Source organism: Cyanobium sp. Tous-M-B4, assembly GCF_024345395.1.
GTDB lineage: Bacteria > Cyanobacteriota > Cyanobacteriia > PCC-6307 > Cyanobiaceae > Cyanobium_A.
Genome location: NZ_JAGQBA010000006.1, coordinates 142,250 through 157,833, shown reverse-complemented (window position 1 = coordinate 157,833; position 15,584 = coordinate 142,250). Strand labels below are relative to the sequence as shown.

Below are 15,584 nucleotides of genomic sequence, written 5' to 3'. Positions count from 1 at the left end.
GCGGCGAGGTTCTTCACTAATAAGTGTTACGCGACCCATCCAGCATCCCGCTCAATGCCCCCTGTCCGCCCCGCAGCGCTCGCCCTGGGAATCCTGGCCCTGCTGGCTCCCCTGAGCAGCCCGTCCCTGGCCCAGGCCGCACCCACCGCTTCTGCCAAAACCAGCGTGGACATGCCGGCTTTGGGACGGCTGCAACTGGAGAACGGCTACCCCACCGCCGCCACAGCCCGCAAGCTCTACGACGCCCTCGACCTGCAGCGCGCCACCCAGGCCTACCTCTGGGCCCTGCCGGCGGTGGGCTACAAGGCCCTCTACGACGCCCAGGCCAAAACCATGGGCGTGCGCAACGGCGATGTGCTGCTCTACCGCACACTGCAGGACAAGGCGGGGATGCTCACCCCCAACATCACCACCCTCTACGCCTTCAGCTTCTGGGATCTGGCCAAGCAGGGGCCGCTGGTGGTGGAGGTGCCGGCCGGGCTCACAGCCGGCGGTGTGCTCGACATCTGGCAGCAGCCGATCACCGACCTTGGCCAGACCGGGCCCGACAAGGGGGTCGGAGGCAAATACCTGATCCTTTCCCCCGGTGGGCCGGAGGTGGTGGCGCCCGGCTACCGGATCTTCCGCTCCCCCAGCAACCAGGTGTGGTTCGGCACCCGCGGCCTGGCCCCCGACAAGGCCGTGGCCGAGGCCACCGTGCGCCAGCACCGGCTCTACGGCTGGAACCAGCGCGCCAATCCGCCGGTGTCCCGCTACGAGGAGGTGGGTGGTCGCCCCTGGCAATCGGCCCAGCCCGCCGACCTCTCCTACTGGCGGCTGCTCAGTGAGCTCTACGCCAACGAGCCCGTCGCGCCGCGCGACCGGATGATGTTCGGGATGCTGTCGCCGCTGGGCATTGCGCCTGGCCAGGCCTTCAAACCCGATGCGCGCCAGGCGCGGATCCTGGGCGAGGCGGCCCAGCTGGGCGACCTGATGGCCCGCACCATCGCCTACGACAAGCGCACCCCAGGCGCCACGGTGTACCCCGGCAAGCACTGGGAGTACGCGGTTCTGTTCGATCTGGATCAGGAATCGCCCGACAAGCGCCGCGTGCAGTTCGACGAGCGCAGCTCCTGGTTCTACGAGGCGATCGCCATGTCGGTGGGGATGCAGGGCCGGGTAGTGGGCTTCGGCCAGGTGTATTTGGAGGCCTCTAAGGACGCCAAGGGCCAGTGGCTCGACGGCGGCCGCAGCTACCGCATGCGCGTGCCGGCCAATGCGCCGGTGAAGCAGTTCTGGTCGATCACCCTCTACGACAACCTCAGCCGCGGCCCGCTGATCACCCCCCAGGGCGCCGCCGACCTCAGCTCCCGGAAGAGCGACCTGGTGAGCAACGCCGACGGCTCGGTGGATGTGGATTTCGGGCCCATAAGGACTGCTGGCGCCAAGAACTGGATCCAAACCACACCAGGTAAAGGCTGGTTCGCCTATTTCCGCTTCTACGGCCCCACCGAGCCCTATTTCGCCAAAACCTGGCAGCTCAACGACATCACCCCGATCCAGCCATGAAGACCAGCAACCAGCGTCCGCCCAGAAGCCTGGGGCTGATCCTCGCCCTGATGGCAGTGGCCAGCGCCGCGCCGGGAACAGCCCTAGCCGCCTCTGTGGCACCAGCCCCCACCCCCGCCGAAGTGAAGGCCATCGCCGCGGAAGCCTGGCTCTACGCCTATGCCCCCCTGCAGGGCTATCAGACCTTCTGGAACCAGACCCAGAACAAAGCCTTTCCGGGCTATGTGGGCGGCTTCAACCGGTTCCGTCACTACAGCCGCTCCGCCGCTCCGGCCGACACGGACATCGTCACCCCCAACAACGACACGCCCTATTCCTGGACCTGGCTGGATCTGCGGGCCGAACCGATCGTGCTGAAGCTGCCAGCCGTGCCGGCACCGCGCTACTACGTGAACCAGTGGGTCGACCTGTACACCCACAACTTCGCCTACACCGGCGTGCGGTCCACGGGGCGCGGCGCCGGCACCTATTTGTTTGCCGGCCCCCGCTGGCAGGGCAGCGTGCCCAAGGGGATCACCAAGGTGTTCCGCGCCGAAACAGATTTCGTGGGCAGCCTCACCCGCACCCAGCTCAACGGGCCCGGCGACATCCCAGCGCTGCAGGCGCTGCAGGCGAAATACCAGCTGATCCCCCTTTCGAGCTTCGAAGGGACCAAGCCCCCCAAGCCCGCTCCGCCGGTGAACTGGCCCGCCTGGGATACGGCAAAGGCCGAGGGGATCGGCTTCATCGGCTACCTCAACGCCCTGCTGCCGTTCATGCCCACCGTGCCGTCGGAGCGAGAGATGATGACCCGCTTCACCCGCATCGGCATCGGTCCAGGGCGGCCCTTTGACCCCAAGCAACTGACTCCCGCCACCCGCAGCGCCATCGAGGCCGGGGTGGCTGCCGCCGCTACAAATCTGCGCACCAAGGCCCTGGCCCAAAGCAGTTCCAAAGGCTTCTTCGGCAGCCGTGAAGAACTGGGGCCCGACTACCTCACCTACCGCGCCATGGGGGCGATGCTGGGGATCTATGGCAACAGCAGTGCCGAGGCCTTCTACGCCAGCCAGCAGACGGGCCCCGACGGCAAGGTGCTGGACGGCCGCCGCCAGTGGGTGCTGCGCTTCCCCGCCGGCCAGCTGCCACCGGTGAGTGAGTTCTGGTCGATCACGATGTATTCACTCCCCCAGCGATTGCTGGTGGCCAATCCGATCAACCGCTATTCGATCGGGGATCGCACTGAGGGCCTGAAGCTGGGGGCAGATGGCTCCCTGGAGATCTATCTCCAGCATGAAAACCCTGGCCCAAAAAAGGTTTCCAACTGGCTGCCAGCTCCTGCTGGACCCTTCTTCTTCGTGGGCCGTCTCTATGGGCCAGGCCAGTCGGCCCTTTCAGGGCAATGGCAGCTACCGGCCCTGCAGGAGCGTCCCTAGGGCAGCCCGATCGGCCACCACCTCCAGTCGGGGGTGGTGCTGCAGCCAGCTGGCTGGCACCTCAGGGCAGGGGGGCTCCTGCAACGCCCGTTTCAAGATGGCGGCCTTACTGGCCCCGGTGACCACCAGCAGGATCCTTTCAGCAGCAAGGATCTCCGCCAATCCAAGCGTGATCGCCTGGGCCGGCACCGCCTTGGGATCACCGCCAAAGGCGCCAGCGTTCTGGGTCCGGGTGGCGGCGCTGAGGGTCAGGCAGCGGCAGTGGGCCTTAGCCCCGCAGGGGGGCTCGTTGAAGCCCACATGGCCGTTTAGCCCCAGACCGAGGAGCTGTAGCCCCACGCCACCGGCAACCTCGAGGGCGGACCCGTAGCGCCTGGCCTCAGCCTGGGGATCGCTTGCCAGGCCATCGGGCAGCAGCACCTGCTCAGGCTGCAAACCCAGGGGGCGCTGCAGCCGGGCAGCCATGAAAGCCTTGAAGGAGCGCGGATCGTGGAGCGCCAAGCCCACATATTCATCCAGGTTGAAGCTCAGCCAGTCCTGGCGGATCGCCTGCTGTTGGGCCCCACTGAGCTGCTCAAGCTGCTGGACTAAGGCCGCGTAGACGGGCTCCATGGTGCGGCCCGTGGCCAGTCCCAGGGGAAGCCGGGGCCGGTGCAGGCGCTCTTCCAGCAGGCGGGCCGCCACCGCAGCAGCCACGGCAGGCCCATCAACGAGGCAGCGCAACTCCAACTTCAGGGGCTGACGTAGGGGCGCAACTCGGTTCCGCGGTAGTAGTGATGCAAAATCTGCTCGTAGCTCTGGCCCCGGTTGGCCAGGCCATGGGCGCCCCACTGGCTCATGCCCACACCATGGCCGAAGCCCCGGCCGATCGCCAGCAGCGAAGGTGGCGGCAGTTGCACGGGCACCTGATCCGGGCTGATGGCAGGCTCGTCTGCCCCACTCTGCTCGGCTGCCCGCGGCATCAGCGGCGGCAGGGCCGGCAGGGAAGGGGGCAGGGCCGCCAGCTCTGGGGCCAGCACCTCAAAGCGCACCATGGTGCTCTTGAGCCCCAGGCGGCTGCGCAGCTGGGCGCCGGTGAGCACCAGGGTGCCGGCAGGGCCAGTAACCCGCGCCTGGCGCACCCGACCAGAGCCGGTGGTGGCGAGCACATCGATGCGCTGGGCACCGCCGATCTCGCCAAACGCCTTCTGCAGCTGCTCGGGCTCCAGGCGCAACTGCCAGGCGTGCACCGGGCTGTGCTGATCAAAATCGGGCACGCTCACCAGGTAGGGAAGCTGCTGGCTCCAGAGATCGCCGCTGTTTTCGGTGCTGCCACCGGCGCTGCTGTGAAACACCGTATTGGCCAAGCTGGGACCAAACATCAACACCTGGCCGCGGGTGCTAATCACCGCCTGACGGGTTGAAGGGGTTTCCGCCTCAACGCCCTTGTAAACCTGGCTCGAAACCGTGGCGCTCACGTCAAAGGCGGCAGCTGGCTTGCGCTGACGCAGGGCATAGGTGCGGGCGGCCACCGCCTGAGCGCGCAGGGCCGCCTGGGGCCAGCTAGCCGGCATCTCGCTGGCCACCACGCTGGGCAGGTAGGCCTCGAGGGGCACATGGTTAACGGCCTGTAGGGCTGAGCTGCCCACCAGCACCTGCAGTCGGCCGCGATAGCCCCGCTGCTGTAGCTGAAAATCGGCGCCTTCCTGGGGGCTTAACTGCAAATCCAGCGGGGGGACTGCGGACTGGGCTGCCGGCTCCAGCCAGAGCTCCCTAACCGCAGGCAGTCGCTCCACGCCGCCGGCACGTTCCAGCACAAGGCTGCCAGCAGCCAGTTGCAACACCACCGGCTCCAGCGGCGCCAGCGACCAGCGCTGGCTACCGGCCCGCAACACCAAGGGCTGCTGAGGCGCCGCCAGCGTCAGCTTGACCGTTTCGAGCAACAGCACCCGCACCGGCGGGTTGGCCTGCTGGGCCCGCAGCTGTCCCGGAGCAGCCCCTGCCAGCACCAGGGCGCTTGCCAGCAAAGACACCAGGGGAAAGCGGGTTACAGGCACGGCGACTGCTTCTCCCGACTCAGGAGGCCCATTGTGCCCGGCGTGGCAACATGCGCCAGAGGCAGCACGACCGTGCAGGTCACCTTTTTAGGCACCAGCTCCGGTGTGCCCACCCGGGGCCGCAATGTCTCAGCCGTGGCGCTGCGTCTGCCCCAGCGCAGCGAGCTGTGGTTGTTCGACTGCGGCGAGGGCACCCAGCACCAGTTTCTACGCAGCGATCTGCGGGTGAGCCAGCTGCGGCGGATTTTCGTCACCCACATGCACGGCGACCATGTATTTGGCCTGCCCGGCCTGCTGGCCAGCCTCGGCCTAGCGGGCACCTGTACGGGCATCGACCTCTACGGCCCCGATCCCCTGCGCGACTACCTCGAAGGGGTGCTGCGCACCTCCTCCACCCGGATCAGCTACCCCCTTCGCACCCACCGGGTGCGATCGGCTGCCGAGAGTGGCGCCCTGCTGCTCGATGACGACGACCTCACGGTGCGCTGCACGCCGCTGACCCACCGGGTGCCTGCCTACGCCTACCGGGTCGATCAGAAGCCGCGGGCGGGCCGCTTCGACGTGGAGCGAGCCAAGGCGCTCGGCATCCCGCCAGGGCCGATCTACGCCGAGCTCAAGGCTGGGCGCGACATCAGCCTCGAAGACGGCCGGATCATCAATGGCGCCAGCCTTTGCGGCCCCGATCGCCCAGGGGTCAGCGTTGTGTACTGCACCGACACCGTGTTCTGCGAAGCGGCGGTGGAGCTGGCCCGCGGCGCTGACCTACTGATCCACGAATCCACCTTTTCCCACGCCGAAGCGGAGCTTGCCTACCAGCGCCAGCACTCCACCAGCACGATGGCGGCCCAAACCGCCTTGGAGGCAGGCGTCAAGCAACTGGTGCTCACCCACCTGAGCCCTCGCTATATGCCAGGCAATCCGATGACCCCCGACGACCTGGTAGCGGAAGCCCAATCCATCTTTGCCAACACCCTGGTGGCCAAGGATTTCCTCAGCCTCGACATCACCCCATCCGAACCGGCCACGGCCTAGCCCTGCAACAGTTCGCGTTAATCGGCTGCGGAGGGCCCTTTCCCCGTGATACAAGGTCTCCGATGCGGTCTTTACCGCCTACCCGCCGGCTTTTTCCAATGGCCTCCTCCTTCCCCTCGGCTGCCCTCCGCAAGGCGGTTCGCGTTCTTGCTCGAACCATGCTGGCCCTGCTGCTGTTCATGGGCTTCGGCAGCCCGGCTCTGGCAGCGGCCTGGACCACCGAGCAGCTCACAGTGCCCGCCACGCCAGACGGCACCCTGGTGACCTTCAGCGAGCAGGAGATCAAGGCCGGTCGCAAGGTGTTCAACAGCAGCTGCGGCGAGTGCCATGCAGGTGGCATCACCAAAACCAATCAGAACGTCGGCCTCGACCCTGAGACCCTGGCCCTGGCTACGCCCTCGCGGGACAGCGTGGAGGCCCTAGTGGACTACATGAAAGACCCCACCTCCTACGACGGGGAATACAGCATTGCTGACGTGCACCCCAGCATGCGCAGCAGCGACATCTTCGTCAAAATGCGCGACCTCGACGACGAGGACCTGCGCCTGATGGCTGGCTACATCCTGGTGGCCCCCAAGGTTCAGGGCATCCAGTGGGGCGGCGGCAAGATCTACTTCTAGGTTCAGATCTACTTCTAGGCTCAAATCTGCTCTTAGCCTCAGATCTGCCGGTGCACTAGCACCGGCTTTTTATTTGGCCATAAAAGGCGGTGGCTTGCAGTTGGCCAGGTCTAAGGAGGTGGGCAGCTTGCTGTACCACCACTCCTGCAACTGAGAGCCCAGCCGCACCGGGAACAGGGTGATCACCGTGCGGGTGGGGCGGGCGCCGGGCTGCAGCAGTTCAACGGCATAGGACGGGCAGCGGCGGGAAGCCAGATCGGGCACAAAGCGCCGACCGATGCGCCGCCAGCTTGGTTCCTTGCTACGCCAGGCCAACCGACAGCAGGGCCAGGGCAACTCCTCGCGATCAAACAGGCGGCAGCAGGGGCCTAGCACCCGATAGCTGTAGTGGCCGCCGGGACTGGTGTGCTCGCTCCCTGGCTCCAGCAGGGCTGCGACGTTGCCCCGGGAAGGGGGTGCCTGGGCTGACACAGAACTGCGGCTCGGGGATGACAGCAAAAAGCCACCCCTAAGGGTGGCAGAGAAGTTCAGATTGCTCAAGCGCAGGTCCGGGATTTGCCGAGCCTGCGCAGGCTGATCTGGGGCTCAATAGAGCTCTTCTTCGGCGTGGGTCTTGATGGTGCAGTCGCTGGTGGGGTAGGCCACGCAGGTGAGCACAAAACCAGCTTCTATCTGGTCGTCGTCGAGGAAGCTCTGGTCGCTTTGATCGACGGTGCCGGAGGTCAGCTTGCCTGCGCAGGTGGAGCAAGCGCCGGCGCGGCAGGAGTAGGGCAGATCAACACCCTGCTCTTCAGCAGCGTCGAGGATGTACTGGTCATCAGGAACCTCGATGGTCTTGTTGAGGCCTTCGCTCTCGCTGATGAGGGTGACCTTGTAGGAAGCCATGAAAAAGATTGGGGCTCACAGGCACCCGGAAGCCGGGCCTGTAGGACTCGCCCTTCATACATCCGCCGGACGCCCTAACTGTCGATTTGGCGGCCAGAACGCTGGAAGGCCAATCAAATTGAAGGCACAGATCAGCGTGCCTTATGCGACACGCCGGATCGTCATCAGGCCCCACTGGCTTTGTTCGGCCGTGAGTTCGGCCTGCCAGCCCTCGTCCCGCAGGGCCAGCTGCAACGCCGGAGCCTGGTCAACGAGCAGACCACTGAGCAGACCCACGCCGTTGGCGGCCAGCACGGTGCTGAAGGCTGGACAAAGGGCCTGAATCACCGGAGCAAGGATGTTGCAGAGCAAAAGATCGGCCGGTTGACCCTCGAGCAGCTCAGCCAGGGCCTCAACCGAGCCCAGTTGCACCCGCACTTGAGGCGTGAGGCCGTTGAGGGCGGCATTGTCGGTAGTGGCTCGCACTGCAAGAGAATCGGTGTCAACCGCTGCTACAGAGGCCGCACCCAGCCGGAGGGCAGCAAGGCCCAGCACGCCGCTACCGCAGCCGAGGTCGGCCACCCGCAGGCCAGCCAGCCCCTCTGGCGTCATGGCGGCCAGCAGCTCCAAGGCCTCCAGGCACAGCCTGGTGGTGGGATGGCTGCCGGTGCCGAAGGCACTGCCCGGATCCATGGCTATTAGCCGCCGCTCGGCATGCTCGGGCGGACAGGGCAGCCACGCAGGCAGGATCAGCAGCCCCTTGCCCACAGGATCGGCCTGCCAGTGCTGCTTCCAGCTGAGGCTCCAGTCTTCATCGGCCTGCTGACTCCACTGCAGCGGGGGCAGAGCCAAGCCAAAGGGCTCAGCCAGGGGCGCCAGAGCCAGAGCAAGCTGCTGCCGCTCCTGCTCAGGCCAATCGCTTGCCGGCAACCAGGCAATCAGCTGCCGCTGGCTGGGGGTTTCGGGGCGGTGCTGAACCGCTACCCGAGGTATGCCCAGGTCAGCGAGCTTCCAAAGCAGGGATTCCTCCAGCTCCGGCAGGGAGGCCAGCTCCAGTCGCCACCAGCCCGGGGCAGCAGCCATCAAAGGGTTACCGGGTGAGCTTCCTGAATGCCGTTGATGGCGTGCACCGAAACCAGCAGGCTGGGCGGGATGGGGTCATCGAGGCTGAGGACCATCACGGCGTCGCCCCGCACGATGCGGCGACCCACCTGCATCGAGGCGATGTTGACGTTGTGCTCCCCGAGCAGGGAGCCCAGCTGGCCGATGATGCCGGGCATATCCCGGTGACGGGTGAACAGCATGTGGCGGCTGGGGGCCACGTTCACCGGAAACTCATCGATGGTGGTGATCCGCAGTTCCCCCTCGGCGAACACCGCCCCGGTGACGGTGTGGTTGCCATTGGAGCCCTTGGAGCTCAGCTGCAGGGAGCCGCCCGCGAAATCGCGGCTGGCGTCGTCCTTCACCTCCACCACGTGGATGCCCCGCTCCTTGGCCTCCAAGCTGGCGTTCACGTAGTTGATGCTGTCGCCCAGGGCGGTGGAAAGCAAACCCTTGAGGGCCGCCACCACCAGGGGCTGGGCCGGGTGGGCGGCGAAGTCGCCCTGGAGTCGCACCTCGAGCTCACTGATCGGGCCACCAGCCAGCTGGCTCAGCAGCTGACCCAGGGTTTCGGCCAATTGCAAATGGGGCTTGAGCTGCTCCATCACCTCGGCATTGAGGCCAGGGATATTCACGGCGCTGCGGGCAGGCAAGCCCAGCAGTACGTCGCGGATCTGCTCAGCCACATCGATCGCGACGTTTTCCTGGGCCTCTTCGGTGGAGGCACCCAAATGGGGCGTGAGGATTAGACGCTCCTTCACCTGCCGCAGGGGCGAATCTGCCTCTAGGGGCTCTTTGGCGTACACATCAAGGGCCGCGCCGCCGATGGTGCCGTTCTCGACCGCCTCAGCGAGGGCCCCTTCGTCAATGATGCCGCCGCGAGCGCAGTTAACGATCCGCGCCGTCGATTTCATTGTCTTGAGCAGCTCCGCGTTCACCAGGTTCTCGGTGTCTGGGGTGCGGGGCAGGTGCAGGCTGACGAAGTCAGCTTCGGCAAACAAGGCGGGCAGGGGCAGGAGTCGCACCTGCATTTGCTGGGCCCGCTCGGCAGATACGTAGGGGTCGTAGGCCATCACGTCCATGCCCATCGCCTTGGCCACCCGGGCCACGTGGGAGCCGATCTTGCCGAGACCCACCACGCCCAACTTTTTCTTGTAAAGCTCGTTGCCCACGTATTTCTTGCGATCCCAGCCGCCGGCCATGGTGCTGGCATGGGCGTGGGGCACGTGGCGCGACAGGGCCAGCATCAGGGCTAAGGCCTGCTCAGCGGCGGCGATGGTGTTGCCCTCCGGCGAGTTCACCACCAGCACACCGCGCTTGGTGGCCGCGGGCACATCGACGTTGTCGACGCCAACCCCGGCTCGGCCAATGATCCGCAGCTTGTCGGCAGCTTCGATGATTTCGGCAGTCACCGTGGTGCCAGAGCGAATCATCAGGGCGTCGTAGTCGCCGATGATCGCCTTGAGCTCCTCGGGGGGCAGGCCAGTGCGCACATCCACCTGTGCCACCTGGGACAGGATGTCAATCCCCGCCTGGTCGATGGGATCCGAAACGAGAACCTTTGTCATGCCCGGCGGTGCGAAGCGGAGAGCCGGTCGTGCAGTGTAGTGAGCGGCGAGAATCGCCCCAACAACACTGAGTAGGGCGCAGCGTGGGCACGAGTGTGGTGGTAGTTCTGAACGACCGCAAAAGGCTGCATCAGCTTCGGGATCGACTGGCCGAGCTGCAGCCGCCGCTGCTGCAGTTGGAGGCCGTCGGCGAGGGAGAGCAGGCCATGGCCGAGGTAGCCCGGCTAAACCCTGCGGTAGCTCGGCGGGCCCGCCAGCAGGGCATGGCGCGCTGGCTAATTCCCTTTGGCTTTTTGGCTGGCCTCACCTTCACCTACATCACCGATCTGGACACCTTCGCCTTTGCGGGTGCCTGGAGCCAGCACCTGATCGGCGCCCTGCTCGGCATGGGTTCGGGCTGGATGGGCAGCTTTGCAGCCGCCGCGAGCGTGCGCTCCGAAGAGGACGACCGCATCCGCAGCCTGCGCAACCGGGTGGAAGAAGGCAACTGGCTGCTGCTGGCCGAAACCGCTAACGGCGTCGATATGCCCTGGATCTCCCTGCAGCAGGCCAAACCCCTGGCGGTGGTGCGACTGGGCGATGGCTAGGGACCTTGAAGCCGTGATCGCTGCAGCAGACCAGGCCCTGCGCACCTGGGAGCCGGTCTGGACCCCCTTTCTTGATGGGGCGTTGCTTGAGCAGGCCCAAGAGCGCCTGGCAGGCCTGGCCGAGCTGGAAATGGCCAGCCGGGGGGGCTACCCAGGAGCTGAACGCCAGCGGCTGCTTTTGCAGCGCCACGACGCAGCCATTAATGCCGATGAAGTTGCCGCTGGCTTGATGGGCCTGGAGCTGGGCGGCAATTTCCTATTTGACCCGGCTGAGCGACAAGACTTCCGCTCGGGCCTGCTAGCCCTCGGCGCTGCGGAGGGAGAGCTCGGCGATCTCTGGCTGCGAGGCGACCGGGGTGCCCAGGCAATTCTCACGGCTGCTCAAGCCGCTGCCCTTGATGGCCGCACGGCCATGGTGCGCACGGTGGAGGTGGCCCTAGAAGCCCGCCCCCTGCATGAGTTGCAACTGCCGGCGCCGCGCCTGCCCCGCCGCTTTCAAACCGTGGAAGCCTCCCTGCGCCTCGATGCGGTGGCCTCCGCCGGATTCGGGTTATCTCGCAACCGCATGGCCGAGCTGATCCGTCAAGGCAGGGTGAGACTCAACTGGCAGCCAGTCAGCAGTCCCAGCCGGCCGCTGACGGTGGGAGACCGGGTGCAGCTTGAGGGCCGGGGCGAACTGCAGCTCGAGACGGTCACAGCAACCAAGCGGGAGCGCTGGCGAATCGAGCTGGTGCGCTGCTGAGGGATTACCTGAATCAGGCCTACCTGTAACCTGGAAAAGCTTCTGGGGCGATTAGCTCAGAGGTAGAGCACTACCTTGACACGGTAGGAGTCACTGGTTCGAATCCAGTATCGCCCATTTTAAAAGTTCAGTATTAGCCCTAAGTTTCGAGATGGCAGGTGCAACAAGGGAACTGACCGTTGTTGTTGGACTTGCGCGCTCAGGGATTGGTGCTGCTCGGCTGCTTAACCATCTCGGCCATGCGGTGCTGGTGATTGAGAGCCAATCCAGCCCAGCACTCGAAACCAAAGCGAACGAGTTGCGCCAGGCAGGCATTGATGTGCTGCTAGGCGTGCCCCTCCACGGCGACGCTTTTGCCGCCCTTGGCACTACCCCCGCAGCCGTGGTGGTGAGTCCAGGCATCCGCTGGGACCATCCCACCCTGGTGGAGCTGCGCAACTCAGGAGTAAGCACCAAAGGCGAAATGGAGCTGGCTTTCCAAGCAAGTGGCGACGTGCCCTGGATCGGCATCACCGGCACCAATGGCAAAACCACCGTTACCCACCTAGTGAGCCACCTGCTTCAGCACGCTGGGCTCGATGCCCCCATGGGCGGCAACGTGGGCTTCTCTGGGGCCGAGCTGGTGCTGGAGCGACTGGAGCGCGGCGATCCCCAACCCAACTGGCTGGTGATGGAGCTCAGCAGCTATCAGATCGAATCGGCCCCCCAAGTAGCACCACGGGTGGGAATTTGGACCACCTTGACCCCAGACCATCTCGAGCGCCACGGCACTATTGAGGCCTACAGGGCCATCAAACGCAGCCTGTTGGAGCGTTCCACGGCGCCCATACTCAACGCCGATGACGCCGACCTACGTGCCCATGCCGCCGGCTTGCAGCGGGCCATCTGGGTCACCGCCGGCAGCCGGGAGGATCTCCCCCCCACGATCCAGTCCAGTCTCTGGATCGAAGCCGGCCAGGTATGGCAAGCCACCCAGCCCGGCGGCCCGGGCCCCGGCCCCGGCCCCGGCAAACTTTTAATGGCTGCGGATTGCCTAGCCATGCCCGGCGCCCACAACCGCCAAAACATGCTGCTGGCCGCTGCGGCCGGGCTCGAAGCCGGCTTGAGCGGCGCCCAGATGGAGCAAGCCTTCCGCTCCTTTACCGGCGTGCCCCACCGGCTCGAGCGCATCCGCGAGCAGCAAGGCATCAGCTTCTACAACGACAGCAAGGCCACCAACTACGACGCCGCCGAGGTGGCGCTACATGCCCTGGACGGTCCGCTAGTAGTGCTCGCCGGTGGTGAATCGAAGCAGGGCAATCCCAATAGCTGGCTGGCAGCCTTGCAACAGAAAGCCGCAGCGGTGGTGCTCTACGGAGCTGCCCAGACAGAGTTTCATCAACTACTTAGCCAAGCAGGCTTTAGCGGAGTTGTGCACTGCTGCGACAGCCTGGCTGAAGCCGTCCCCCTGGCCGACCAATTAGCCCGCAGCCATCGCTGCCTAGCGGTACTGCTTTCCCCAGCCTGCGCCAGCTTTGACCAATACAACGATTTTGAGGCCCGTGGTGATCATTTCCGCCAGCTGGTGATGGCGCTGTAAGGGCGTTCAGCTATCTAGCTCCTAACATTCGCGCACCAGGCGACCGCAACGGGCAATGGCCTATTGGTTGATGAAAAGCGAGCCCGATGTCTACGGGATTGACCATTTGCAGCGGGAGGGCAGCACCCTATGGGACGGCATTCGCAACTACCAGGCCCGCAATTTTATGCGGAGCATGCAAATTGGCGATAGGGCTTTTTTCTACCACTCCAACACCAAACCACCGGGCATTGTGGGCTTGATGGAGGTGGTTGAAACCCAGATTGTCGACCCCAGCCAATTTGATCCCAACTCCAAATATTTCGATCCCGCCGCAAGCCGGCAAGAGCCCCGCTGGGACTGTTGCCGGCTGCGCTACTTACGCCACTTCCAGCAACTGCTCAGCCTTGATGCCTTGCGGGAAAACTTCAGCCCCGAGCAGCTGGGGGTGGTGAAGCGGGGCAACCGCCTTTCGATCCTGCCAGTTGAGCCCAGCAGTGCCGAGCGACTGCTGGAGTTGCTTGAGTCGCCATGAGCCAACTGGCCCGGATCAGCCCCAAGCCCCCCCTGGCCATCCGCAGCGCCGTCGAACGGGGCTGGGCTGCCTTCAGCCACTGCCCCTGGGTGCTGATGGGGTTCACCCTGCTGAGCGGCGGCGCCAATTTGGCGGCCCAGCTTCTTTATCGCTACGAGAGCAGCCTGGTGTTGTCGCTGCTGGGCAAGCCAGACCCCGTCGCCATCACCCTGGCGGTGGCGGCCTGGATCATCTATGTCCTTACCGGGCTTTGGCTGGTGGTGGGGTTGATGCGGGGGGGCCAACTAGCTCTCAATCAAGGGCGACCCAGGCTGGGAGCACTGATCCGGGTCGATGGCAGAGCGATGTTGCGCTGCTTTGGAACCGTGGTGCTGATCCTGGTGGTGCTGGCACTGATAGTGCGCCTGGCCCAGGCGAGCTCCTGGCTGCTCACGATGATCCAACCTCTGCTAGCCCCCCTACCGCTGGTGGCGGGTTTAGCTGCCATTGTTTATTTGAGCGCCGATCAAATTCTCAGCCTGCCACTGGCCCTTATCGGAGGGCTTAACCCCCTGGCAGCCTTTCGCAACGGTCGGGCCGCCACCGATCCCCACTGGCTTCAGGCCCTTGGCCTAACCCTGGTGCTGCTGGCCATGGTGCTAGCCGGCTTCCTGGTGCTGCTCATCGGGCTGGTGGTGGCCTTGCCCATGGCGGCCTGCACCCTCACGGCCGCCTACCAGCAACTCTTCGGCCAGGAGGACCGAGGGCAGCTCACTGCTGCCTGAAGCTCGCCTGGGCGGGAAAGAGATTTGCCAGGTAACAGCGGGTGACTTCGCGATCGCCAAGGCCGTTTTGCACCAGGAAGCCTGCCAGGGCAGCTTGAAACAACCGGTATTGATCCCAATTGGGGTGCTGCTCGATAAAGCCACGCATCGAGGCAAGTAAGGCTTCAGGCACCTCGGCGCGAAAGCTCACCGTCAAGCCTTCCCCCTCCACGGGAGCTTGAGCTCGAACGGGATTCTGCAGATCCATGGAAGATAACGGACTTGTGTGGCACCAGTTCTCCACATCGAGCCGGGCCCGTCAAATGGCCTGACGAAGCTGCCCTGGCCAGACTCCCAGGCTAAGAACCAAGCCCTGCCAGGGCATTTGCCATGGCCCCTTCGCCTTTGGACCAAGCGGTGAGGCTGGGGCCGGCGCTGTCAAGGGGAAAGGGTCTGGCGGCGAACTTCTCCCCAGGCTCTAGAAGGCAAGCCCCCTCTGAACAACTGACCTGGGGAAAAACTGAGCAAAACCAAGGGCGATCTGGGGGCTGTGCGGGAATACGGCAATGATCAGCAGTGCTGATCAGCTTCAACTGCCGCTGGGTCTCAGCTGCAACCGTGCTGGCTTGCCCACAGAGCCAGGGCCGCCACCAAAGCCGCGCTGGGCCCGGGTAACCAGCTGCCCTCAACGGCACGGCAATCAGCCCCAGGCGTGAGCACAAACCGCAGCGACCAGGAGTTGCGGTCGCCTTCCAAAGCAATCCACACAGGGCCGCGCTCGAGCTCCATGCTGATCGACTCTTCAGGCATCAACTGATTTGCCAGATCATGGTGCTCTTGCACCAACTGCACCAAAGCCAGCCCCAGCCCATGGGCCTCCTCCGCAGTGAGCTCAAAGGCCCAGCCCTGGCCGCCAATCACAAAAGAAAAGGGGTGGCGGGCTGAATCCTCCAGCCACCTCCACCCCTCACCTTCTTGAACAAGCATCCGCCGAATCAGCCGGGCAGCAGATCTGGCTGGTCCTGCTCGTCGCTCATTTCGATGATGGCCCGCTGCACGGGTTTAACCATCGAATCGTCGAGCAGACCGTCAAAATCATCGAAACGACGCTGCTTAGCCCGAAAAGCAATCTTCACCGTGGTGAGGTAGCGGTTGCTGGTGTGGCGGATCAGACTCTCGGCCCGCTGGGCCAATTCCTTGTGGTTGACGTCAATACCGCTCTGCATGGGCACCCCTGT

At 65.0% G+C, this 15,584-nt stretch carries 18 protein-coding genes and 1 tRNA gene; 10 read left to right on the top strand and 9 right to left on the bottom strand.

The genetic code is table 11. The annotated features are described in order from the left end of the window. Positions 1 to 54: 54 nt before the first annotated feature. A complete protein-coding gene (locus KBY73_RS12755; RefSeq protein WP_254937454.1) occupies positions 55 to 1,548 on the top strand; it encodes a DUF1254 domain-containing protein in 1,494 nt (497 codons plus the stop codon). Continuing rightward, positions 1,545 to 2,960: a DUF1254 domain-containing protein gene (locus tag KBY73_RS12750; RefSeq protein WP_254937453.1), complete on the top strand. Its 1,416-nt coding sequence runs from the start codon at positions 1,545 to 1,547 to the stop codon at positions 2,958 to 2,960. The genes KBY73_RS12755 and KBY73_RS12750 overlap by 4 nt, the downstream gene beginning before the upstream one ends. On the opposite strand, the gene KBY73_RS12745 is transcribed toward KBY73_RS12750, so the two are convergent. Both KBY73_RS12745 and KBY73_RS12740 read right to left on the bottom strand, forming a co-directional pair. Continuing rightward, entirely contained in the window at positions 2,934 to 3,656 is a 723-nt protein-coding gene (locus tag KBY73_RS12745; RefSeq protein ID WP_254937452.1) for a glucosamine-6-phosphate deaminase, read from the bottom strand. The genes KBY73_RS12750 and KBY73_RS12745 overlap by 27 nt on opposite strands. Before the next feature lie 35 nt (positions 3,657 to 3,691). Continuing rightward, a complete protein-coding gene (locus KBY73_RS12740; protein WP_254937451.1) occupies positions 3,692 to 4,996 on the bottom strand; it encodes a SpoIID/LytB domain-containing protein in 1,305 nt (434 codons plus the stop codon). A 72-nt stretch (positions 4,997 to 5,068) separates the two neighbouring features. Between KBY73_RS12740 and rnz the strand changes: the two genes are divergently transcribed. Then, on the top strand, positions 5,069 to 6,028 hold the full coding sequence (gene rnz / locus KBY73_RS12735) for a ribonuclease Z (protein ID WP_254937529.1): 960 nt from the start codon (positions 5,069 to 5,071) through the stop codon (positions 6,026 to 6,028). A gap of 98 nt (positions 6,029 to 6,126) precedes the next feature. Further along, positions 6,127 to 6,648, top strand: coding sequence for a photosystem II cytochrome c-550 (psbV, locus tag KBY73_RS12730; protein WP_254937450.1), 522 nt, complete (start codon positions 6,127 to 6,129; stop codon positions 6,646 to 6,648). Positions 6,649 to 6,717: 69 nt separating this feature from the next. Here the strand turns inward: psbV and KBY73_RS12725 are convergent, their stop codons facing one another. From KBY73_RS12725 to serA, 4 genes are all read right to left on the bottom strand, one after another. After that, positions 6,718 to 7,119 carry a hypothetical protein gene (locus tag KBY73_RS12725; protein WP_254937528.1) on the bottom strand — a complete coding sequence of 134 codons (402 nt, stop codon included), beginning with the start codon at positions 7,117 to 7,119 and terminating at the stop codon, positions 6,718 to 6,720. 114 nt (positions 7,120 to 7,233) lie between these two features. After that, a complete protein-coding gene (locus KBY73_RS12720; protein WP_106502300.1) occupies positions 7,234 to 7,533 on the bottom strand; it encodes a ferredoxin in 300 nt (99 codons plus the stop codon). Positions 7,534 to 7,674: 141 nt separating this feature from the next. Next, entirely contained in the window at positions 7,675 to 8,595 is a 921-nt protein-coding gene (gene prmA / locus KBY73_RS12715; RefSeq protein WP_254937449.1) for a 50S ribosomal protein L11 methyltransferase, read from the bottom strand. Then, positions 8,595 to 10,181, bottom strand: coding sequence for a phosphoglycerate dehydrogenase (gene serA / locus KBY73_RS12710; protein ID WP_254937448.1), 1,587 nt, complete (start codon positions 10,179 to 10,181; stop codon positions 8,595 to 8,597). Before serA ends, prmA begins: the two co-directional genes overlap by 1 nt. Positions 10,182 to 10,276: 95 nt before the next feature. On the opposite strand from serA, the gene KBY73_RS12705 reads away from it, so the two are divergent. The 6 genes from KBY73_RS12705 (at position 10,277) to KBY73_RS12680 (ending at position 14,367) form a co-directional block, all read left to right on the top strand. Continuing rightward, positions 10,277 to 10,768 (top strand): hypothetical protein, encoded by a 492-nt coding sequence (locus tag KBY73_RS12705; protein WP_254937447.1) that lies wholly within the window; start codon positions 10,277 to 10,279, stop codon positions 10,766 to 10,768. Beyond that, the gene (locus KBY73_RS12700; RefSeq protein WP_254937446.1) at positions 10,761 to 11,510 is read left to right on the top strand and encodes a photosystem II S4 domain protein; all 750 of its coding nucleotides are present in this window, start codon (positions 10,761 to 10,763) and stop codon (positions 11,508 to 11,510) included. The genes KBY73_RS12705 and KBY73_RS12700 overlap by 8 nt, the downstream gene beginning before the upstream one ends. Positions 11,511 to 11,555: 45 nt before the next feature. After that, positions 11,556 to 11,627 (top strand) — tRNA-Val (locus KBY73_RS12695). Positions 11,628 to 11,661: 34 nt separating this feature from the next. Then, a complete protein-coding gene (gene murD / locus KBY73_RS12690; RefSeq protein ID WP_254937445.1) occupies positions 11,662 to 13,089 on the top strand; it encodes a UDP-N-acetylmuramoyl-L-alanine--D-glutamate ligase in 1,428 nt (475 codons plus the stop codon). Between the two features lie 55 nt (positions 13,090 to 13,144). Further along, positions 13,145 to 13,603 carry an EVE domain-containing protein gene (locus KBY73_RS12685; RefSeq protein WP_254937444.1) on the top strand — a complete coding sequence of 153 codons (459 nt, stop codon included), beginning with the start codon at positions 13,145 to 13,147 and terminating at the stop codon, positions 13,601 to 13,603. Beyond that, positions 13,600 to 14,367: a hypothetical protein gene (locus tag KBY73_RS12680; protein ID WP_254937443.1), complete on the top strand. Its 768-nt coding sequence runs from the start codon at positions 13,600 to 13,602 to the stop codon at positions 14,365 to 14,367. Before KBY73_RS12685 ends, KBY73_RS12680 begins: the two co-directional genes overlap by 4 nt. Here KBY73_RS12680 and KBY73_RS12675 read toward each other — a convergent pair. The 3 genes from KBY73_RS12675 to KBY73_RS12665 form a co-directional block, all read right to left on the bottom strand. Beyond that, a complete protein-coding gene (locus tag KBY73_RS12675) occupies positions 14,354 to 14,614 on the bottom strand; it encodes a DUF2811 domain-containing protein (protein ID WP_254937442.1) in 261 nt (86 codons plus the stop codon). The genes KBY73_RS12680 and KBY73_RS12675 overlap by 14 nt on opposite strands. Positions 14,615 to 14,952: 338 nt before the next feature. Beyond that, positions 14,953 to 15,333 (bottom strand): DUF1818 family protein, encoded by a 381-nt coding sequence (locus KBY73_RS12670; protein ID WP_254937441.1) that lies wholly within the window; start codon positions 15,331 to 15,333, stop codon positions 14,953 to 14,955. A gap of 8 nt (positions 15,334 to 15,341) precedes the next feature. Next, positions 15,342 to 15,572, bottom strand: coding sequence for a DNA-directed RNA polymerase subunit omega (locus KBY73_RS12665; protein WP_254937440.1), 231 nt, complete (start codon positions 15,570 to 15,572; stop codon positions 15,342 to 15,344). Positions 15,573 to 15,584: the final 12 nt, after the last annotated feature.